The 21,230-nt window shown below is 67.1% G+C and carries 16 protein-coding genes and 1 pseudogene; 9 read left to right on the top strand and 8 right to left on the bottom strand.

What is annotated here, in order from left to right:
* Positions 1-17 precede the first annotated feature (17 nt).
* Positions 18-1,817, top strand: a complete 1,800-nt coding sequence (locus tag IE317_RS17640; RefSeq protein ID WP_229902767.1) for a glycoside hydrolase family 3 protein — start codon at positions 18-20, stop codon at positions 1,815-1,817.
* A 221-nt stretch (positions 1,818-2,038) separates the two neighbouring features.
* On the opposite strand, the gene IE317_RS17635 is transcribed toward IE317_RS17640, so the two are convergent.
* Positions 2,039-2,434: a GDSL-type esterase/lipase family protein gene (locus tag IE317_RS17635; RefSeq protein ID WP_229902766.1), complete on the bottom strand. Its 396-nt coding sequence runs from the start codon at positions 2,432-2,434 to the stop codon at positions 2,039-2,041.
* A 323-nt stretch (positions 2,435-2,757) separates the two neighbouring features.
* Between IE317_RS17635 and IE317_RS44610 the strand changes: the two are divergent.
* A pseudogene (locus IE317_RS44610) lies at positions 2,758-3,078 on the top strand (LuxR C-terminal-related transcriptional regulator); the annotation flags it as partial.
* A 65-nt stretch (positions 3,079-3,143) separates the two neighbouring features.
* On the opposite strand, the gene IE317_RS17630 reads toward IE317_RS44610, so the two are convergent.
* Positions 3,144-3,755, bottom strand: coding sequence for a flavodoxin family protein (locus IE317_RS17630; RefSeq protein ID WP_191311316.1), 612 nt, complete (start codon positions 3,753-3,755; stop codon positions 3,144-3,146).
* Positions 3,756-3,851: 96 nt separating this feature from the next.
* On the opposite strand from IE317_RS17630, the gene IE317_RS17625 reads away from it, so the two are divergent.
* The 3 genes from IE317_RS17625 to IE317_RS45135 are packed head-to-tail and all read left to right on the top strand — an operon-like array spanning position 3,852 to position 5,596.
* Positions 3,852-4,595: a TetR/AcrR family transcriptional regulator gene (locus IE317_RS17625; protein ID WP_191311314.1), complete on the top strand. Its 744-nt coding sequence runs from the start codon at positions 3,852-3,854 to the stop codon at positions 4,593-4,595.
* Between the two features lie 27 nt (positions 4,596-4,622).
* A complete protein-coding gene (locus tag IE317_RS45140) occupies positions 4,623-5,471 on the top strand; it encodes a cytochrome P450 (RefSeq protein ID WP_268246882.1) in 849 nt (282 codons plus the stop codon).
* On the top strand, positions 5,471-5,596 hold the full coding sequence (locus IE317_RS45135) for a hypothetical protein (RefSeq protein ID WP_268246881.1): 126 nt from the start codon (positions 5,471-5,473) through the stop codon (positions 5,594-5,596). Before IE317_RS45140 ends, IE317_RS45135 begins: the two co-directional genes overlap by 1 nt.
* Before the next feature lie 136 nt (positions 5,597-5,732).
* Here the strand turns inward: IE317_RS45135 and IE317_RS17610 are convergent, their stop codons facing one another.
* From IE317_RS17610 to IE317_RS17590, 5 genes are read right to left on the bottom strand one after another with little or no spacing between them, the layout of a single operon-like run.
* Positions 5,733-6,923 carry a cytochrome P450 gene (locus IE317_RS17610; RefSeq protein ID WP_191311387.1) on the bottom strand — a complete coding sequence of 397 codons (1,191 nt, stop codon included), beginning with the start codon at positions 6,921-6,923 and terminating at the stop codon, positions 5,733-5,735.
* Between the two features lie 17 nt (positions 6,924-6,940).
* A complete protein-coding gene (locus IE317_RS17605) occupies positions 6,941-8,128 on the bottom strand; it encodes an NAD(P)/FAD-dependent oxidoreductase (RefSeq protein WP_191311312.1) in 1,188 nt (395 codons plus the stop codon).
* Entirely contained in the window at positions 8,125-8,325 is a 201-nt protein-coding gene (locus tag IE317_RS17600; protein ID WP_191311310.1) for a ferredoxin, read from the bottom strand. Before IE317_RS17600 ends, IE317_RS17605 begins: the two co-directional genes overlap by 4 nt.
* A complete protein-coding gene (locus IE317_RS17595; protein WP_191311308.1) occupies positions 8,322-8,996 on the bottom strand; it encodes a TetR/AcrR family transcriptional regulator in 675 nt (224 codons plus the stop codon). The genes IE317_RS17600 and IE317_RS17595 overlap by 4 nt, the downstream gene beginning before the upstream one ends.
* A gap of 7 nt (positions 8,997-9,003) precedes the next feature.
* Positions 9,004-10,227: a cytochrome P450 gene (locus tag IE317_RS17590; RefSeq protein WP_191311306.1), complete on the bottom strand. Its 1,224-nt coding sequence runs from the start codon at positions 10,225-10,227 to the stop codon at positions 9,004-9,006.
* 118 nt (positions 10,228-10,345) lie between these two features.
* Between IE317_RS17590 and IE317_RS17585 the strand changes: the two genes are divergently transcribed.
* From IE317_RS17585 to IE317_RS17570, 4 genes are all read left to right on the top strand, one after another.
* On the top strand, positions 10,346-11,794 hold the full coding sequence (locus IE317_RS17585) for an MFS transporter (protein ID WP_191311304.1): 1,449 nt from the start codon (positions 10,346-10,348) through the stop codon (positions 11,792-11,794).
* A 626-nt stretch (positions 11,795-12,420) separates the two neighbouring features.
* Positions 12,421-12,990 carry an AAA family ATPase gene (locus tag IE317_RS17580; protein ID WP_373309067.1) on the top strand — a complete coding sequence of 190 codons (570 nt, stop codon included), beginning with the start codon at positions 12,421-12,423 and terminating at the stop codon, positions 12,988-12,990.
* 643 nt (positions 12,991-13,633) lie between these two features.
* The gene (locus IE317_RS17575) at positions 13,634-14,287 is read left to right on the top strand and encodes a helix-turn-helix domain-containing protein (RefSeq protein WP_191311301.1); all 654 of its coding nucleotides are present in this window, start codon (positions 13,634-13,636) and stop codon (positions 14,285-14,287) included.
* Between the two features lie 209 nt (positions 14,288-14,496).
* Complete coding sequence (locus tag IE317_RS17570) at positions 14,497-16,209, top strand: ATP-binding protein (protein ID WP_191311299.1); 1,713 nt, start codon at positions 14,497-14,499, stop codon at positions 16,207-16,209.
* Between the two features lie 1,396 nt (positions 16,210-17,605).
* Here IE317_RS17570 and IE317_RS17565 read toward each other — a convergent pair.
* Positions 17,606-21,118: a tetratricopeptide repeat protein gene (locus IE317_RS17565; protein WP_191311297.1), complete on the bottom strand. Its 3,513-nt coding sequence runs from the start codon at positions 21,116-21,118 to the stop codon at positions 17,606-17,608.
* Between the last annotated feature and the right edge of the window lie 112 nt (positions 21,119-21,230).

The raw sequence follows: 21,230 nt of genomic DNA, 5'->3' as shown, positions 1-21,230 counted from the left end.
CACGAAAGACGCAACCCGTGGACATCGAACCGCGTTATCCCTACGAAAACCCGCGCCTCCCGGTCGAGCACCGGATCGACGACCTGTTCGGCCGGATGACCCGCAAGGACAAGGCCGCGCTGATCTTCCACGCCGACATCTCGGTCGGCCACGTGGACGGCACCGACGGCTGGGGCCGGCCCGCCGCGGGCACCCTCTTGCGGGAACGCGGCATCACCCACTTCCTGGCCCAGGGCACGCCCCGGGACGGCCGCGACATCGCCCAGTGGCACAACCGCCTGCAGGAGATCGCGCTGGAGTCCCCGTTGCGCATCCCGGTGACGCTGGCCAGCGACCCGCGGCACTCCGCGACCGACAACCCCCTTACGTCCCAGGCCGCCGGTGCCTTTTCCCGCTGGCCCGAGGCGCTCGGGATCGCCGCGATCGGGTCGGAGAAGACCGCCTACGAGTTCGGTGAGGTGGTGGGGCGCGAATACCGGGCGGCCGGGATCCGCGTCGCGCTGCACCCGCAGGTCGACCTCTCGACCGAATACCGCTGGGCCCGCATCGCGCAGACCTTCGGGGAAGACGCCGACCTCACCACCCGCGTGGCCGTCGCCTACTGCCAAGGCCTGCACGGAGACGGCGGCGCCGAGTCGGTGGCCGCCATGGCCAAGCACTTCCCCGGCGGCGGCCCGCAGAAGGACGGCCTGGACCCGCACTTCTCCGACGGCCGCGAGCAGATCTACCCCGGTGGCCGGTTCGACTACCACCTCGCCCCCTTCGTCGCGCTCATCGAGGCCGGCCTGCCGCAGGTCATGCCCTACTACGGGATGCCGGTCGGGACCGAGTGGGAAGAAGTCGGCTTCGCCTACAACAAGGGCATCATCACCGGCCTGCTCCGGCAGCGCCTCGGCTTCGACGGCGTGGTGTGCACCGACTTCGGCGTGATCACCGGCATGGGCGAGACGTTCCCGGCGAAGGCGTGGGGTGTCGAGCACCTGACCCACGAACAGCGCGCGGCCCGGCTGATCGACTCGGGTGTGGACCAGTTCGGCGGCGAAAAGGACGTGAGCGTCCTGCTCGACGCGCTGTCGTCGGGGTTGCTGACCGAGGCGCAGCTCGAGCAGCCGGTGCGACGCCTGCTGCGGGAGAAGTTCCGGCTCGGCCTGTTCGACGGCGCCCGGATGGCCGACCCGGAGCGGGCGAACACTGTCATCGGCAGCGCCGCCCATCAGACGCTCGCCGTGCGGGCCCAGCAGCAGTCACTGGTGCTGCTGAAGAACGACGCTTCCCTGCTGCCGTTGTCGCGGGGAATCCGCGTCTATGCTCCTGACGTCGACCCGAGCGTGTTCGAGGGCTTCGCCACGGTGGTGACCGATCCCGCGGAGGCCGACGTCGCCGTCCTGCGTACCCGCACCCCCGACTACGCCGACCCGGCCCGCCACTTCATCGGGTCCATGCACAAGGGCAGCCTCGAATTCCGCCCGGAAGACCAGCAGCGGATCCAGGCCATCGCCGGGCAGGTCCCCACCGTCCTCGACGTCTACCTCGACCGTCCCGCCGTCCTCACCGACGTCTTGGCGCCGGCCGCGGTCTTCGCTTCCTTCGGCACGGACGACCGCCCGTTCGTCGAAGTCCTGTTCGGCGAAGCCGGGCCGGAAGGATCACTGCCGGTGGACCTGCCGCGCTCGATGGCCGCGGTGGAAGCCAGCCGCACCGACGTCCCGTTCGACACGGCCGATCCCCTGTTCCGCTTCGGACACGGCCTGCGTTACAAAAGCAGTTCAGCGGAAGAGATCAGTGAGGCGGGAAGCCCGGCGTCCGACGTCAGCTGATCTGCACCAGGCGGGTGGTGGAGGCGACACGCGGCCGCCGCCTCCGCCACCCTCCCGCCTGGCGGGCCCAGGCATGATCCCGCGTCGGCTCACCGGAAGCTCGTCCGCCCCGCTGACCGGGTCGCGGAGCCCGGCCAACCACACCGCGGCGTCCACAACCAGCCCCCCTCTTTGTGGACAAACGTAGGCATGGTCAATCTGTTTGTGGTGCCGGCCCCGGTTCAGCCGAGGATCGCGGCGAGCCGGGCCGCGATCTTCCGGTGCCCGGCGTCGCTGGGGTGGGTGCCGTCGGGGGTGTCACCCGCGGTGAGCCAGCCTTCGGTGCCGACGAACTTCACCTTGCTGTCCCCGGCGGTGTTCCGGGCGGCCACCGCCGACTTCGTCTCGGTGACATACCACCTCTTGAACGTCTCCATCGCGTGGATGGTCGCGTTGGGATACTTCGCGCGGATCCGCTGCAGCAGCGTGAAATACGCGCTCTGGAACTGCGCGCCGGACACGTTGTGCCCCTTGTCGTTGGTGCCGAGGTTGATCACCACGTCGCTGACCTGGTAGAGGGAGAAGTCCCAGTCCGGTGTGCTGGGGCCCAAGCCGGTCTTGAGATAGCGGTCCCGCATGCCGATGCACCCGCCGTCATGACCCAACGGCCGCGACATCCGTCCAGCGTGATCCCACCGCACCCCCCGACCCGGATGCCTGTACCACCCGCTGCGCCGGGGTGTGGGCCCGGCACGCGATCGCCGCCTATCTGGCGGCCGACCGCGCCGAGGCAGTGGAGGCGGTGATCGGCTGGCTGGACAGGTCGGCGACGTCCCTGCCCTGCCGCTGGCCGCGCATCGCCGCGGCCAGCGGGCGCGCCTGGCTGACCGAGCGCGGCGGCGACCACGAGCAAGCCGGCCGGCACCTGGACGCCGCACTCGCCCTGCACGACGGGCTGGACATGCCGCTGGAGAAGGTGGAGACGCTCCTCGTCCGCGGCGCTCACCTGCGCAGGCGCGGCCGGCCCGCGGCGGCTCGCGCGCCGCTGGCCGAGGCTCTGCGGCTCGCCGAAGCCCACCAGGCCGGCCGCCTCGCCGAGCAGGCTCCCGCGGAACTGTCCGTCGCCGGCGGCCGCCGCCGCTCCGCGAGGTTGTCACCCCAGCTCACTGCCCAGGAGCGGCGCGTGGCCGAACCGGTCGCCACGGGCCTGACCAACAAGCAGCTCGCCGCCCAGCTCACGCTCTCGGTCAAGACCGTCGAGTTCCACCTGCAAAAGATCTACGCCAAGCTCGACCCTCGTGCCGCAGCCGACGCCAGCCGGAAATCCGTGATACGCCTGGACTGGCCTCAGCCGGCTGCGGTGGCGGGGAGGTCGTTGAGGTCGAGCGCACCTGCGAACCGGCTGGTGTGGGCGGCTACTCGCCGGCCGAGGTGGCGGGCGGTGGACAGGTCGGCGCCGTGGACGGCCTCGGGGCCCTGGTCGTTCCAGGTCTGGGCGCCGGCGCCGAGGTAGAACCCGAGTCGGTTGTGGTCGTGTTCGCTGGCGGTGGTGGTGTTCCAGCCGGGCAGGAGGCCGAGGCTGATCCAGTGCATGCCGTGTTGGGCGGCGAGCATCGAGAAGTACTGCAGGGTGTGCAGTTTGTCGCCGCTCATCGAGCCGGAGTTGGTGAATCCGGCGGCGATCTTGTCTTGCCAGGCGCGGGTCATCCATCGGTGGGAGGTCGCTTCGGCGAAGGCGTGGAAGGCAGCGGAGGCGCTGCCCATGTAGGTCGGGCTGCCGAAGATGATCGCGTCGCACCGGTCGAGGGTGTGCCAGTCGTCGTCGGTGACGGCGGCGACGTCGATCATCTCGACGAGCGTGCCGGGTACTGATGCGGCTCCCTGGGCGACGGCGTCTGCCAGTTCGCGGGTGTGGCCGTAGCCGGAGGTGTAGGCGATGCCGACAGTGATGCTGGACATGGTTCGTAGTCCGTTCCGAGGTGAAGTGACAGCGTCAACAGTTACAGAGTAACGCTGTCAGTGACGCTGTCAACGACTAGGTGTTACCATTGACACATGCGCAGCGACCGGGACGCGCCCGAAGCAGGTGGGGAACGCCGCGACCAGCAGCAGGCGATATTGAAGGCAGCGGCCGAACTGTTGACTGAGCACGGTCCGGCCGCCATTTCGATGCGCGCGGTCGCGACCGCCGCCGGGGTGCAGACCCCGGCGCTGTATCGCTTGTTCGCAGACAAGGACGGCCTGCTCGACGCCCTCGGCAGCTACGGGTTCGAGAGCTACCTGGCCGAAAAACGGGGACTGGAACCGAGCGAGGACCCGATCGAGGACGTCCGACGCGGCTGGATCACCCACGTCGAGTTCGGGCTGCGCAATCCCGCGTTCTACGCCCTCATGTACGGCAACCTGCGCCCGGGCCGTCGTCCGGCCGCCGTGCAGGAGAACGGCGTGATCCTGCGCCGCATGCTCGAGCGGGCCCGCGAGCAGGGCCGGCTGCGGATTCCGGTCGAGACAGCCGCGCGTGCCATCGAAGCGTCGACGACCGGCGCCGTGCTGCAACTGCTGGCGCTACCCGAGGACGAGCGCGACCCGGCCCCGCTGACCGCGCTGCGTGACACCGTCATTGACTCGATCGTCAGCACTGAACCGGCCGCCGATGCTCGAACGATGATCGCCGACCGGGCCGTGGCGCTGTTGGCCGCAATCGGCGACGGCGGCGACGCCGACCCGGTCGTAGACGCCGGATTCAGAACCACCGAAGCAGCACTGCTGCGTGAGTGGCTGAGCATCTTGAGTCGATGACAACCCGATACCCCTGAATACACACCGATGACACTGCGACGACGCTCGCCGTGCCACATATCCAGTCCCGAACCGAGAATTTTGATCTCTACCCCACTCAGAAATCTCGGTGTCCGCCGCAGGCGATCAGCCGGCTCCAAGGCTCCGAGTAACCGTTTCCCAGCTATCGGCGCTGGCAGCGCTGCTTCCATCGCCCGCCCTCGGCCTGCCAGGCTCGCTCGCCGGATCGGGCAACAGCGCGTCGAGCTCCAACTTTTGAGTGCGCACCGGCAGCGGACCGCCAGGCACAGGACGAACAGCGGTCTCCTCCGCCCACAATGGAGGAGCAACACTGACCGGCTGACCCGCGAACAGGCCCCGCTGGTGGTGCGGTCGCTGCTCACCGCCGGCGTCGACACCACCGTGCACGGCCTGGCAGCCTGCCTGTACGCCTTCGCCGCCCACCCCGGCGATTGGAACCGCCTCCGGGAGAGCCCGGCATTGGCGCGGACGGCCTTCGACGAGGCCGTCCGCTGGCAGTCACCGGTGCAGACCTTCTTCCGCACCGCCACCACCGACGTCACCATCGCCGGCACCACCATCCCGGCCGACACGAAGATCCTCATGTTCCTCGCCGCGGCCAACCGCGACCCGGACCGCTGGCACGGCGCTGACCGCTTCGACCTCACCCGCCCCCCCCCCGGCCACGTCGGCTTCGGCATGGGCATCCACCGATGCGTCGGCCAGCACGTGGCCGGCCTGGAAGCCGAGACCCTGCTCACCGCCCTGGCCGGCCGCGTCGAACGGATCGAGCCGGTCGGCGAACCACACCGCCATTCCAACAACACCCTGCGCTCCTGGACATCCCTGCCCGTGCAGGTCCGGAAAGACCGTTGATGAACAACCACAAGGCACTGCGCCGCATCAGCAGCGAGGTGACCGCCGTCAAGCCCGGCCAGTTCGTCGTCGGCTCCTTCGCCACCTCGGACAACACCTGCGCCAACTGCCGCAACGGCTGGTAGTCCTCCTGCCTGTACCGCGAGTTCATGAGCACCTGCCAGTCCGACCACGTCGGCATCCCCAACGCTCAGGGCGCCCTCGTCGCCACCCCGTGTGTTGGAACGCTGCTTCTCACTCACGACCAGCCGCGGCGAGGAGTCACCAGGTGACGGGCAGTTCGTAGACCCCATAGACGGAACCGTCGTGCTTGAACGGGATGTCCGCCAGGTCGGCCGCCAATCGCAGGGTCGGGATGCGCCGGTAGAGCGTGCCGTAGACGACCTGCAGTTCCATCCGGGCCAGCGGCTGGCCGAGGCACTGGTGCACGCCGAAGCCGAACGCGAGGTGCCGACGGTCGTCGCGCGCGAGGGCTAGGGTGTCCGGGTCGGAGAACACCGAGGGGTCCCGGTTCGCGATGTCGTTGGGCATGATGATGCCTTCGCCCGCGCGGATAAGCTGGCCGGCGACCTCGATGTCCTCCAGCGCGGTGCGGCGGCGGCCGTTGTGGGTGATGTGCAGGTACCGCAGCAGTTCCTCGACCGCGGACGCCACCAGCGCCGGATCGTCCGACTCGCGCAGGAGAGCGAGCTGGTCCGGGTGCTCCAGCAGGGCGAGGGTGCCGAGCGCGATCATGTTCGCGGTCGTCTCGTGTCCGGCGATGAGCATGAGCACGCCCATTTGGGCCGCGTCGTGCCGGCTCAGCTCGCCGGCCTCGATCCGCCCGACCAGACCGGAGAGCAGGTCGTCGCCCGGATGGACGAGCTTCTCCCCGATCAGGTCGTCGAGGTAGCCGAACAGCGCCTTGCTCGCCGCCGCCTTCTCCTCCGGGGTCGTCTCGCGGTTGATGAGAACGTTGCTGTTGTCCTGGAAGAAGCCGTGGTCGTCGTACGGCACGCCCAGCAGCCGGCAGATCACCAGCGACGGCACCGGCAGCGCGAACGCGGTCACCAGGTCGACCGGGTTCGGCCCGGCCAGCATCGCGTCGATCAGCTCGTCGACGACCTGCTGCACGCCCGCCCGCATGGCCTCAACCCGCTTGATGGTGAACGGCGCGGTCACCATCCGCCGCAGCCGCGCGTGCTCGGGGTCATCCATGAGGATGAAGCTGATCGGGGTGCCCTCTCCGCGCGGGTGACCGCTCGGCAGCGGGCTCGGAAAGCCCGGCCGGCGGGGGTCGGAGCTGACGCGAGGATCGGCCAGCAGCGCCTTCTGGTCGGCGTACCGGGTCACCAGCCACGGGGTCATGCCGTTCGGCAGCCGGACCCGAGCCAGCGGGGTCTGTTCCTGCAGCGCCTGGATCGCGGGCGGAGGGTCGAACGGACAGCACGCCGCCCGGGTCCCGGGGAACATCGGTGTTTCGGTGGTGGTCACGGCTTTCCTCCCGCGAGTGCCGGCATCCCGGTGATTTCCTGGCGGCGATGACGCGCCTGCTTGGGCATGTTCCAGCCGAGCACGCCGGTGACTTCGCCGTCCCGGCGGTACTGCGCGACGAACCGGCCAGCGGACACATCACCGTCTACAACGGACACCTCGGCGTCCGCGGCAAGCGTGCCGTGGACATGGATCCGGGCGTCGAACTGGTTGGTCCAGAAGTACGGCACGGGCGTGTACGGCCGGTCCTCGCCGAGGATGTTCCCGGCGACGGCGACCGCCTGCTCGGTCGCGTTGGTCCGGTTCTCCAGGCGCAGCAACACGTCGAGACCTTCGTGGTGCCAGCGGGCGACATCGCCCGCGGCGTAGATCCCGTCCGCGGCACGGCACCGGGAGTCGCACACGACGCCGTTGTCGCACAGCACCCCGCTGCCCGAGAGCCATTCCGTCACCGGCGCGGCGCCGAACGCGACAACGACCACGTCGGCCGGCAGCACCTCGCCCGAGTCCAGGCACACCCCCGCGACCCGCCCCGCCTCGTCGGCCAGGCCGGTGACGGCGGCGCCGAGCCGCAACTGGACACCTCGGCCGGCATGCAGCTTGGCGAGCAGTTCCGCGGCCAGCGGACCGAACTGGCAGGCCAGAGGAGCGGGTTGCGGGCCGGCCAGGGTGACCGGCACGCCCATGCCGCAAAGCGTGGCCGCAATCTCCGCACCGAGGACGCCGTCGCCGACGACCACGGTCCGCTTGCCCGGGGCCAGGTCCGCGCGCAGGGCGAGGGTGTCGTCGAGGGTCCGCACGACGTGCACGCCCGTGAGCGTGTCCTGCCCCGGCAGGGTGCGTGGCCGCAGGCCGGTGGCCAGCACGATCGCCTCCGCGGTCAGTTCCCGGCCCGCCGCGGTGTGGACGGTCCGGGCCGCCGCGTCCAGCCCGGCCGCCGGGTCGCCGAGCAGGAACTCGGCGGCCAACGCGGACAGTGCCTCCGGCGTGCGCAACTGCGCCTGCTCCGGCGCCCAGCTCCCGGCGAGGACCTGCTTGGACAGCGGCGGCCGGTCGTACGGCAGGTGCGCCTCGGCACCCAGCACGGTCACCCGACCCTCATACCCCTTGCGACGCAGAGCTTCCACGGTCGCCAGCCCCGCGGCCGACGCCCCGACGACCAAGACGCCGCCAGGAGCGTTCACGCATCCTCGCTTACCGCGATCGCGACACCCGGGCACACGCTGGCCGCTTCCCGGACGATCGCGTGGAGCTCCGCGCCGGGGCTTTCGTCGAGCAGCACCACGATCCCGTCCTCGTCGCGCTGGTCGAACACGTCCGGCGCGATCAGCACGCAGGTGCCGGCGCCGCAACACTTGTCCTCGTCCACGGTGATCTTCATCGTTCTGCCTTTCCTTCGTTCTGCGGTGTCGTGACGGGCGCCAGCCAGAGCCCGACGAGCGCGTCGGTGAGGCCGGAAGCGGCGTCCTGCCAGCTGGCCCGCGGGGTGAAGCCGTCCTCGGCGAGCGCGCGTTCACGCTCGGCCATCGTGTGGAGCACCAGCTGGCGGGTCATGGCATTGCGTTCGGCGCGGACCTCGGCGGGCAGGTCGGGCAGGCAGCGGAGGAGCCCTTCCACGGTCCGCATCAGCGACGGCGACGACAGGGTCTCCTCGGCGACGACCTCGCGCAGCGACGGCTCGGTCATCACCTGCGCGATGAACCGGGCGAACCACGTGGGGCTGCCCAGTGCGGCCAGGTGTTCGGCGGACGGGTGCACCAGACACCCGATCCAGTCCCGCAGGTCCGCGTCATCACCGAGCCTGGCCAGCATGCGCTGGCGCACCTCCTCGACCTGCGCTGAACGCCGGCGGGCGATCGCCCGCACCAGATCGGCCTTGGTGCCGAAGTGGTAACCGACGGCGGCGTTGTTGCCCTGCCCGGCGGCTTCGCTGATCTGCCGGTTGGACACCGCCAGCACGCCGTGCTCGGCGAAGAGCCGTTCCGCGACGGTCAAGATCAGCTCCCGCGTCGCGTGCGCCCGTTCTGCCTTGCCCTCGGCCCTGTTCGTCATCACGGTGTCACCAGCGCACGGGGAGTTCTCGCAGGCCGCCGACGGCGAGCCCTTCGACGCGGCGCAGCTCGCCGGCCGGTACGGCCAGTTCGAGCGACGGCAGCTTGCGCAGCAGCACTTCCAGGACCACCTGCAGCTCGGTGCGGGCCAGCGGCTGCCCGAGGCACGCGTGCGCGCCGGCGCCGAAGGCCAGGTGCGGGTTCGGGCTGCGGCTCAGGTCCATGTCGGACGCGTTTTCGAACGCGCTCTCGTCACGGTTGGCCGAGGCCATGCTGCACATCGCGCTCGTCCCGGCGGGCAGCACGGTGCCGGCGACCTCGAAATCCTCGCTGAGGTAGCGCAGCATGCCGATGCCGGCGTTGGCGTCCAGCCGCAGCGACTCCTCCACCGCGGTGCGCACCAGCGCCGGGTCGGCCAGCAGCGCCTCCCACCGGCCGCGGTCGGCGAGCAGCATCGCCACCATCTTGGCGATCATGTTCGCGGTGGTCTCGTGCCCGGCGATGAGCAGGCCGATGCCGGTGGCGATGAGCAGCTTGTCGGACCAGACCTCGCCCTCGGCGTCCGCGTCGGCGATCAGGGCGCTGAGGATGTCCTCGCCCGGCTCGGCCCGCTTGCGCGCGATGTGCCCGCCCATGTACTGCCCGAATTCCCGCTGGGCGGCGTCGAACTCGGCCTGGGTGTACCGGGTCATGCTGAGCATGACGTCCGACCAGTGCGCGAACCGGTCCCGGTCGGTGTCCGGCACGCCGAGCATGTCACAGATCACCCACACCGGCAGCGGAAAGGCGACCCCGGCCTTGAGATCACCGGGCGTCCCCTTCGCCACCATCTCGTCGACGAGCTGCTCGGCCATCGCCGCCATCCCGGGCCGCAGCGCGTTCATCCGCTTGGCGGTGAACCACTTGCCGATCATGCGGCGCCACTTCAGGTGGCCCTCGCCGTGCTGCGGGATGACCTCGGCCATCTCGCTGTTGAACACGCCGCCCGACTCGGTGTCCGCCACCCTGGCCCCGCCGTCCCCCGGCTTCGGCCGCGTGAACCGCGGATCGGACAGCACGCTCCGGACGTCGTCGTAGCGGGTGATCAGGACCGCCTCGTCCCCGCTGGCCAGCTGCACGTGCGCGACCGGGCACTTCGCCCGGTATTCGGCCCACTTGGTGGGCGGCTCGAGCGGAGCGTCCGAGACGAACGGGAAGCGAGGCAGCTCCCGCGTGGCGTTGCTTGGTGTCATCAACGACTCCTCGTCGGTGAATGTTTCCTGCCGCACAGCATGACCAAGGACTTGCTTTAAGTCAACTGATTGAATTAATTTGCGGGCAGACCGCTCTCCCGAGACCGGAGGCCCCTTCATGTCCCAGTCCACCCCGCCGTCACCGGCGCACGCCCGCCCCAGCCTCGTCGTGCCGGTGCTCGCGTTCGGCGGCATCGTGGTCTCGCTGATGCAGACCCTGGTCACCCCGCTGCTCCCGAAGCTCCCCGGGCTCCTGGGCGCCGCACCGGCCGACACCGCCTGGGTGATCACGGCGACGCTGCTCGCTGCCGCCGTCGCGACGCCGGTGGTGGGCCGGCTGGGCGACATGTACGGCAAGCGGCGCATGCTGCTGCTCAGCCTGGGCCTGCTCGTCGCGGGCTCGGTCGTCGCCGCCCTCAGCGACACACTCGTGCCGATGGTCGTGGCCCGCGCGCTGCAGGGCCTCGCCGCCGGCGTCATCCCACTGGGGATCAGCATCATGCGCGACGAACTGCCCGCCGAACGCCTCGGTTCGGCGACCGCGATGATGAGCGCGTCCCTCGGCGTCGGTGGTGCCCTCGGCCTGCCCGCGGCGGCCTTCCTCGCCGAAAACACCGACTGGCACGTGCTGTTCTGGACCTCGGCCGGCCTCGGTGTCATCGTCACCGCGCTCGTGCTGGCCTGCGTCCCGGAGTCGAGCGTGCGCACCGGCGGGCGCTTCGACGTCGTCGGCGCGGCCGGCCTCTCAGCCGCGCTGGTCTGCCTGCTGCTCGCGATCTCCAAGGGCGCAGCGTGGGGCTGGGGCAGCGGCACGACGCTGGGACTGTTCGGCGCGGCGGCGGTCCTTCTGCTGGTGTGGGGCTGGTGGGAACTGTGCGCCGGACAGCCCCTGGTCGACCTGCGCACCACTGCGCGGCCGCAGGTACTGCTCACGAACCTCTCGTCGCTGGTGTTCGCGTTCGCCATGTTCGCGATGTCGCTGGTGCTGCCCCAGATCCTGCAGTTGCCCACAGCCACCGGCTACGGCCTCGGCCAGACCATGCTCGTCACCGGCCTGGTGCTCATGCCGTCCGGGCTGCTGATGATGGCGACGGCACCGGTGTCCGCGCGGATCACGGCGACCAGAGGACCCAAGGTGACGCTAATGACCGGCGCCCTCGTGGTCGCCGCGGGCTACGGCCTCGGGGTCGTACTCATGGCAAGCGTGTGGCAACTGGTGCTCGTTTCCGCGACGATCAGCGCCGGCATCGGCCTCGCCTACGGCGCCATGCCCGCGCTAATCATGGGCGCGGTTCCGGTGTCCGAGACCGCGGCCGCCAACAGCCTCAACACGCTGATGCGCTCGATCGGCACGTCGATTTCCAGCGCCGTCGCCGGGGTAATCCTGGCCCAATTGACCGTCTCGCTCGGCTCGGCGACCGTCCCTTCCCAGGGCGGCTTCCGCCTGATTCTCGGCACGGGCAGCGTCATGGCGCTGGCCGCGCTCGCGATCGCGGCGTTCATTCCCGCCGCTTCCCGGCGCGGACAGGCGGCGGGCGACCGCGAACTGGCCCCTGCCACCAGGTAAGGGGCTTCGCGCGTTCGTCACAGCTTCGCTATTGAAGGCGGCCGCCGGGCTAACCGGCATATCCTGCTCGCCGGGCGTCGTGGTCGTCGGCCGGTTACATCCGGCGTGCTCGCCTGACGGGCGAATTCGTCGTCGCCTGGCCACCTCGGCGGGCGAAATAGCCGCCGTCGACCGGCAGGGCCACGCCGACGACGAAACCGCGCCGGAGCTGCAGAGCCAGAGGACGTCCTAGGTGTACTTGGCCAGGACGTTGGTGGCGGCAGGTCGTGGTTGACGTGGGGAGAGCCTCCGGTTGAGGTGTGGCTTGTCTAGGACCCACGCCAATCGGAGGCTCTCGTGTCTCACCGTAATGGCCGGACTACGTTTCTGCGCAGGTCTCAGTCGCGCCTCCGTGTTACTCGGTGCCGTCGACGTGTTCGCCTACCCGCCGTGGCGGGCAAACCCCGTCGAGCTCGCGTACCGGCTGACCGGCCACACCAAGCCAGAGCCGTCCGCGACCGAGGGCGAACGCTACGAAGTCTTCCTGGTCTTCCTCGACCAGGTCATCGACGCCTTCCGCCGGCACGGCAAGCCCCTGGCCGATCGCCTCGACGCGCAGTCGCTGCTCTGGGCACTCATGACCTACGATCCGCCCACTGAGTGGCCCGAGACCGAAGCCGACGCCCTCCGAGGCTGGCGCCGCGGCAGCGGAGCACTGCCCGTACAGCCGCCAACAGAGATTCCCAAAAACACGACGGCCAGCCCGGCCGCCCGAGACCGACGACCGGTCCCTCAGCGACCTCGCCGACGAGCTCTATCTGGACGAGCCGTTCCTCGAGCGCGTGATCCAACTGCTCGACGAGAAGAAGCAGGTGATCTTCCAAGGCTCGCCGGGCACCGGCAAGACCTACATCGCCCGGAAGCTGGCGGAGTGGATCGCGAAATCCGCTGACCGGGTACGGCTGGTGCAGTTCCACCCGACCTACTCCTACGAAGACTTCGTCGACGGCTACCGGCCACGGCAGGACGGCAGCGAGTTCGGTCTCACCAAAGGGCCGCTGCAGCTGAACCTGGAGCTACGCTACGAACCAAAAGAGCTGGCCGTCTATGCGACGACCAGCCCGGGTGTAGATAGTGCGTGTGTCCGAGGACGATCTTGCTCACTATCTACACGCCTCACACAAGGAAGACCGCATCAGCTACAACCAGCGATCTAGGGCCTGGTTCCGAGCGAGCGTCGGATCGAGTACTCGCATCACAGCGAGCTCAATCGGACACCGGCGTACCGCGACTGCCCCCGCAGGGAGAGGGTCGCCTACCCGGGCGAGCCGCAAGTGCAGCTCCGCGACGTAATACGTGCTCGCGAGCCATAACGGTCATCGCCGCCCCAACGCTCCTCCTTGAACGATTCAGTAGGCCGCCCGACCGCCTGGGACGGTCACAGCAGGCATACCGCAGTGACCATGCCTGCCGCGCTTATTGCCGACCAGCCGCGGGTTCAACACATACGGAGAGACCTGCTCGAGCCCAGAATACTGCGTCAACGCCAAGCCGAACTCGTCTAACGCGCGCCACCACAGAGTCGTAAGACCCATCTCGTCGTCGTTGCCACGGCTGCAGCCATGGCAGCAACTGATCGATCTAGGTTACGGCTCACAGCGAATCAGCTCGAGAGCGACCGAACGAGCCCTGACGCCCGGGTCATGTGGGCTCACTTCCTCCCCCGCTGTCGTGGTCTCCCGCTTCTCTGCCCAGTACGTCTGTGGAGGAGCAGCGCTTTCACCTCCTCCACGTACTATGGTTGACATCGACATCGCTGGTTTGCCACCGGACGGGGCGAACGGGCTAAAGGAGTCAAAAGTGGATCAGTTGCGCCTTGATGACGCCAAAATAGCTGTAATTCAGTCTCTCCAGACACGCTTGGTGCGAGCCGCCGGCACTGGGATGGCTTCTGAGGCCAACCCTGGAAGCAGGGCTTCAGCCGTCATTGAGCGCGCTATTGACTACTCTTTGTCACCGCGCCGGAAGCAGAGCGTGTCTGCCTTCCTTGAACACGAAGTCCTTCATGATGCCCGCGTGGCGGTTTGCCGTACGGCTGACGTGGAGGCCCGCGGGCTCGCCGCGATCGCCGCGTTGATCGCTCCTGATCACCTTGCATTTGGCGGCCGCGTAGACGCCACTACATACTCGCGTGCGACCGAGAACCGTGCGACACGTCCGCAGTCGGCTCACACTTCTGGTCCTGCAGGCAAAGTAGCGGGCACCGCCATCGTGTTGTCCATCACGCCAGAGGATGTGGCAGTCGCCCGCGATCTTGAGCGGCGACTGCGGGCCAAGGTTCAGGCCGACCTGGGCCAAGTCGCCTTGTCTGTCTTGAACAGCATGGTCGACGGCAAGAACGTGCCGGAGACCGCGCGCCACTTAGGCGTGTCAACTCGTACAGTCGACCGTACCCGGAGCAAGATCCGGACCATCGCCTCGGCACTGTTCGACACGAGCGGGCTGGCGACATGAACGTACGTACCGTGTCCTTGAACACGCTTCAACGCGCCAAGCTCGCAGGTACTGCGCACTGCGATTTCCTGCTGCAGCACCGGCACGCAAGACTCTCGGAAATAATCCGAGCGCAGGCAACTCTAACCACTCGCCCGCAAGCGATGCGATCAAACAAGAAATGCAGCACCCAGCTTGGGTGCTCGCGATAAAGCACGAAAGGAACTGCAATGGCTGACCGTATCCCAGTCATCCTGACTGGGCAGGCACTCCGTTCATTGCGCGACTCCGGCTACAGCCTCGCCGGCGCCATAGGCGAGGTCGTCGACAACGCCTTGGAGGCGAAGGCGAACACGATTCAAGTTCGCCTTGATGAAGGTCAGAACAGGCGAGGAAGAAGGCACATCCACCGCATCGCCATCGCCGATGACGGCATCGGCATGGACCTGGACATTCTCCATCACTACCCGCAGGTTGGCTACTCGACGAGGTACATGTCCACCACCACTATCGGCAAGTATGGCGTCGGCGCCAAACTGGCCGCACTGAACTTCAGTGAGCGGCTCGATGTGTGGAGCCGCACCGCCACAGAAGCACCTTGGATGCACGTTTACTTCGACCTACAAGAGGCCGAGAAGATGGCCGCAGACGGTAAATCAGCTGACATCGAAGCACCAGCAGAACGGCCCGTTCCCGATGAACTTCATGACCTGCTTCCAGCTGGTACAGGCACGCTCGTAGTTTGGTCTAAGGTTGACCGGCTAGAGGAAGGCCGCTATGCGGAAGACGCGAACAAGCTTCGCGTCGACATTGAGAAAGAGCTATCGCGAATGTTCCGGCATTTCTTGCACGGGGGCATCGTGATTTCGGTAAACAATACCAAGCTCTTGCCACATGACCCACTGTTTCTCATGGATGGAACATGGGCCGATCAGGTCCTCAGCAAGCACTACCGAAGGAAGGACGTCGACCCTAGCTTCGACTCGAAGCCTCACTATGAGTCAAAGATTTTTGCCGACGAGGTGTTTGTCTTTGCCGGCAGCAAGGTCCGACTCCGTGTGTCGGTTTACCCGCCCGAGGTTGTACGCCGCCGCGGTATGGGCGGTGATCAGCTTGCCGACCAGTTGCGGGTGCCAGACAACTTGGGCTCACTGTCGTTCGTGCGACTTGACCGTGAAATTAACTACACCACGGTTCCAAAAATCTTGCCAGGCGGCGTTGAGGATCCGGATCGATTTATTGGCATTGAAGTGAGTTTCAACCCGGAACTAGACGAATATATGGGTGTTCGCAACGTCAAACGCGGAGTTGAGCCTCACGGTGACCTGCGCGCACTCATCCGCGGCCACCTTGCCAAATGGATCCCCCAAGCCCGGGAAGAAATCCAGACCCTCTGGGGCGAGGCGTCGCGAAAGACCAAGGAGCGCGCAGGCGAGCACTCCGAAATTCTGGATGCGGTGAGAAAGGCAGACCGCACGCTGCCCAAGAGCAAAGCTGCGGGACCCGGGCCAGACAAGGAGAAAGAAGTTCTTGACCAGCTCGCCAAGGACACAGGCCGCGAGAAACCAGATGATAAAGAGGAGTACCTTGAGAAGATCGAAGATCTTCCATTTGTGGTAGAGACAGTGGATTTCCCTGGAGCGAGCTTCATTGACATCCAACACCTGAGCCGCCAAATCATCGTTCGACTCAATCTTCGCCACCCCTTCTATCAGGAACTATGGCAGCCAATCAGGGTCATTGCCGAAGCCCCACCTGGCAGTGTCAGCGGAGACGAGGCAACCCGCACGGCGCGTCGAACCATGGAGGCCCTAACTCTCCTAATTATCGCCTATGCGAAGGCAGAGTCAATGGACACAGACCCCACCCGGTTCCTGGATCTGCGCGACGACTGGGGAAAGTTCCTGCGATCTCTGATGGGCAAGATCAAGAATATTCTTTGACGCGCCACGCGGTTTCCGGAACCAAATGCGCGACAAGTGCTCAGGTCTCTACATGACTCGCCGTCCACGCCGTGCACGTGCTCGCCCGCAGACCTCGTTCGACGGGGTCCTGTTCGTGAACCTGCGCGGCTTTCCACCCCGACCCCGCCCAACCCACCCGCCGGCCCGGCGGCCGTGCTGGACGGTTTCCTGCGCTTGCTAGGCGTGCCGGGCCACCGTATCCCGCACGCGTTGAGGCGGGCGCGGCGGCGGGACAGCCGGAGTCTGAAGGCGGCCGAACAGGCGACGGCTTCCCGTGGCACATGCGTTCGGTCGTCGGCGGGGGTCGAGCGAAGCCGGACCAGCGCGTTGCACGCGCCGCACCGACGGCCCGGAGGCACCAGGCAGGAGGCGAATAGCACTTCGCGGCCGCACAGCGAGTCGTAGCGGCCCGTCTGGAGCGCGATGCTGTCGGCAAGATTTTCGTCGATGACAGCGTGGTCCAGGTTGTCGGCCACGCTGCGGTGCCAGGTCACGTACAAGCGCGAAGGCCGCGAGACGCGTTCGCCCCTGGTCACGTCTCTCCCCTGATTGCCGGATGTGTTGAAATCATCCAAGCCCGAGTGCTCGGCTGAGCCCAGAGCGCAAACGTCGGAGTTTCGTGGCGGAGATGTGGCAATCATCCGATCTACCTGGCAATATGCCTGCTAGGCCGTGATCACGGTCAGTAGAGCGAGGTGTTCGGATGGTCAGCGTTCGTCGCCGTCACCGTGAAGGAAGCAGCTGCACCAAGCAGAACGCCGACCACGGTCAAGACCTGTTGAAGTACCGGATTCATCGCCTTGCAACCCCCTCCCGGACCGTAGGCTTCACCGCCCGAGCCTATAGACGCGCAACAGCGGCTGACCTGCGATGCCTTACCTACCGCGGGGACGTAGGCAGTCCTGCTGGCCGGACACCGGAGGGCCGAGGGCGCCTGCGCTTCTCCGGCAGCAGCGCAGCCAGGGTCGGCGTGTCGTGGACGAACCAACCAAGGATTTGGGTTCTGGTTACCGGCAGCGTCATCATGGCCCTACGGCTGCCCCGAGAGGCCCTCGAGCTCTCTAAGGTGCGCTCGCCAGGTTACGCGCCACTGTCGCGGTAGCTCCGATGTTGACATCGGTCGACTCGATCACGTCTGCCCTATCCGGGGGAAGCGGCTGGCTCAACACCATGAGGTGGCGACGCGGTTGGTCAGCATCCATCCGCAAGGATTGCCTAAGGACCAGACGAACGACGATGGCCTTGGAGGCCGTGCAGGCGCGGCCCGGCCGGCGTCCATGCCGCTGAGTGTGCTGCGAGTCTCAAGCGAACGGCTCGCCTGGCCGCCCGAGACCCGGACGGCCGGGCGTAGTGTTTGGCCCGGATGCGACAAGTCTCAGGTCGTCGGTATCGATACCGGGTCCAGTTCGGCGGCTATGACCCGTAGTAGATCGGGGTGGTCTCGGGCCAGGACTGGCAGGGCTTCTGTCCAGGAATTGGTCGTCAGCAGGTCCACGGCGGATCCTTCCGGGATCCGGGTCGGGTGCGGCAGTCGACTTGGCCCCTGGTTCAGTAACTCCTCGACTTCTTCGTCCGACTCCCAGCCGGTGATTTCCACTTCGACGGTGAGTGCCCTGTGGAGGTCCGAGTTGTCGTCCGTGATCATCTCGGCCAGTTCGGTGGCCTCGTCGATGTGTTCGAGTCGGTCGAGCGCGTAGACGAAGTCCTCTATGGCATCCGGCCGGATTGCTTCGGGTTTGTATTTCACGAGTTGTCGCGCTAGTCCGACGAAGTGCTCGGCCAGAAGCAGGTCTCCCGCGTTCGCGGCCGCTTCGCTGAGCTTGCTCCAGCCGCTCGTGCACCAGGACGAGTCCTGATCGCCCCCAATTCTCGCCCAAAGGTCAGCGATCAACTGTCTCGCCTGGTCGATTCGTCCCTGCCAGGCCGCACAATGCGCGAGCGAAGCAAGCAAATCCGGGTCCTCCGGCTCAGACGCCAACTCCAGTGCCTGATCCAAAGCGCCGACTGCGGTCAGCATTTTAGCCAGGTATCTCTGGGCTCCGCTTTGACGCGCCCGTTCGAGGAGTTGGCTCGTGCGTGGATCGCTCCATGGCAGAAACGGCACAAGGGAAAACATCGCGCGATCGAAGTCGCCGTCGCTCAGGTTGACGATCGTGGTGATGACCTCGTCGAGGTGGCCTGTCCGAGCGGCGATCGCCGCGACCGGGATCGTGGTGGCGTCTGGTGTGGACGGGTCGCCTACCAGCGAACGCACGAGTTCCTCGGCCCGTTCGCGTCCGAGCAGCTTCGCGGCGGTGACGGCAAGCATCACCAGGAATGAAGAGCGGTGGCCGCGTGGCGCGAGCGCCACGGCTTGTGCGAGATCGACGGCTTGTGCGAGATAGTCAGCGGAAGAGGAAATGTCGGCGAGGTGCAGCAATGCTCGGGCTCTTACGACAGCGTCTGGAATTGATGTCACAAACCGGTCAACATGGGTGATGTCCAGTTGATCGAACATTGTCGAGATCAGTGCCGGCATCATTTCTATCCGCGAGCTGTTGGCAACGCTGCTGTCTCTGAGCGACTCGAAGAGACTGATGGCGCGACTGAGGTCGCCGACAGCCACCATCGAACGGACCACAGCTGCGAGCACCTCTCCCTCGACTGGCCATGGCGGCGGTGCGTCCACCGCCAGCTTAGCCACGTGTTCTGCCAGTTCACGAGCGCGATCAAGAGCGCCGACGTCAGCCATCGCCTCTGCGAGGAACGCGATGGCCGCGGAACTCGCCCACGATACGGGAATCGAGCCGGCTAGCTCTTCAGCTTGCGCCGGCTGGCCCAGCAGTGCCCAGGCTGCCGGCAGCATGACCGGAACCTTCGAGTTGCGTGTGGTGAGCCGATCGCGGTGTACCGCTAGTCGTGCCAGCATCCCGACATCGGAAGGTTGGCGGCGAAGGACGAGGTCCTGCGCACGGTCGATCTCAGCCAGGGCCGCCTGGTCTCCGCCGGACAGGCCACGCATGCGGTCCGTGCGGACGTGGTCCGTCGCGCAGGCGATAACCCTGGCCATGTCGTCGCTGTCGGCCAGCATGTCGAAGTAGCTCCGTAGCAGGTATTCCGGCGTGTCCGCTGGCCAGCGCCTTGCCTGGTAGCCGTCGAACCACGTGTGCAGCCTCGCCCGGAACCCGGCGATCGACGGGGCGAGGAAGTCCAGGGCGATCTCGTACAGCTCTTCATGCGCGAGCAGGTAGCTGGGTGTGTCGCGCCATCTTCCGGGCCGCCAGGAGAAACTTCGGCCGACAACGGTGTCGAGTTCGTCCTGGATCTCGCGGACGTGCCGCCCGGTCAGTTCGGCGAGGTCACCGGCGGTCAGCCCACCCCGCGCGGCAACGAGCAAGCCGACGAGGTCCTGCCCACATCCGGCGAGCAGGCGACGCAGCTCCCGTTCCGCCTCCCCTCTGATCACCGTCGCGGCCGGCGACGTCGCCAACGGCCGGACGATCGACGGATCCCGCAGCGGGTGGTTGTCCGGCACGTCGTCGGGTATCGGCGGGTTGTACCGTCCCGCCACCACCACCCGCAGGCCGTGGTTCGGCACGACCGGGAGCAGCCCAGCGATGCTGTAGTCGTCAGGGTCGGTCGAGACACCTCGATCCTCATCCACACCGTCCACCAGCAACACCAGGCGCTCGTTGTGCCGGAGGCACGTTTCCGCCGCCTCGTCCAGCATACTGAGCAAGTGGTATTCACGGGTGGAATCGGTATGCGGGAGGGACCGCCCCAGAATGGCGGCCAACTGCTCCAGCACCGCGTCGATGAACGCGATGCGATGGTTCTGTCCCGCCAGCCGCGCGGTGACGAAGAACGACACGAGCCGCACCCCTGGCGGCGGGTGCAGGACGAACCACGACATCAGTGCCGACTTGCCCGCCCATGCGTCCGCCCGCCACCAGATGTACCGTCCTTCGTGGCCCTCCGTGCAGAAACTCGCCAGTTCGGCCAGTTCAGCTTCGCGGTCGAGCAGCTCAACTGGAGCGATGCGTTCGACCTGCTTGCGGTACCGAGTGCGCAGAGGCGAACCGGACCCGTGTCCGACCGGTGTCCCGTCCGACCAGCCGATGTCAATCGCGGTGCCGGCCAGACGTTGTTGCACCATGAGCCGGGTAACCGTCGCTCCCGCGGGAGCGTATTCGCGGGACAACGTCTCCAATTTAGTGAAGAGACGGTCTGCGGCTGGCACCGCGGAGACGATGGTCCGAAGGCGGGCGACCATGCCGGTCCGGTCGGTCTGGTCGACTCCTTCCAGCCGTAGCTCTCGTAACCAGAGATTGTGGAGAACACGCCACGTCAGCTCCTGCTCGGAACATTTCTCAAGGTCCACCTTCGCGCTGGCGGCAGCATTCGCGACTAGCTTGGCGAGAAGACGCAGCCTGTCGCGGACTTGCTTAGCCACCCGTCTCGGCTCCGAGGCAGCCGCACGGAACGCGGCCTGGTCCGGCTGACCGTGCGCGACGGTCGCCAGTTCGCGTATCTCCTGCACATGCTTGTTCGGGCTGGCCACCGCCAGCGCGAGGCGCCAGCGGCCGGTACGGACCTCGTCCCAGTGGTCGGTCACCACCTGGAGATACGGTACGAGCAATGCGCTCGTGGCCTTGTGGCTTGGCCGGAATAACGGCGCGCGTCGCACGCCTATCGATACCTGCCGGCTTCGACCATCCGGCGTTTCGCCGGTCACGATCAGGTCGTCAACGGCACTGAACGCGGAACCCTGAAATCGCACCATTGTCGGAACCACATCATCGCCCAACTCCGGTAGGGGGTCGCCGAGCAGAAGATGTCCGAGCAGGACCGCGCCATACTGGTGCTCCAGAACGACGCCTCCCCCACCTGTCGAATAGGGATTCTCCATCTCTTCCCGCTCCCCACGCCATTCAGCCGGTCATTCAGCGATTGGTCAGCCTCCCGGCCTACTTACGGAGAATATCGACCATTCGGTCGAGGTAGTCCGCGATCACCTGAAG

Source organism: Amycolatopsis bullii (assembly GCF_014654205.1).
Classification (GTDB): Bacteria; Actinomycetota; Actinomycetes; order Mycobacteriales; family Pseudonocardiaceae; genus Amycolatopsis; species Amycolatopsis plumensis.
This window is presented reverse-complemented; position numbering and strand designations above follow the sequence as displayed.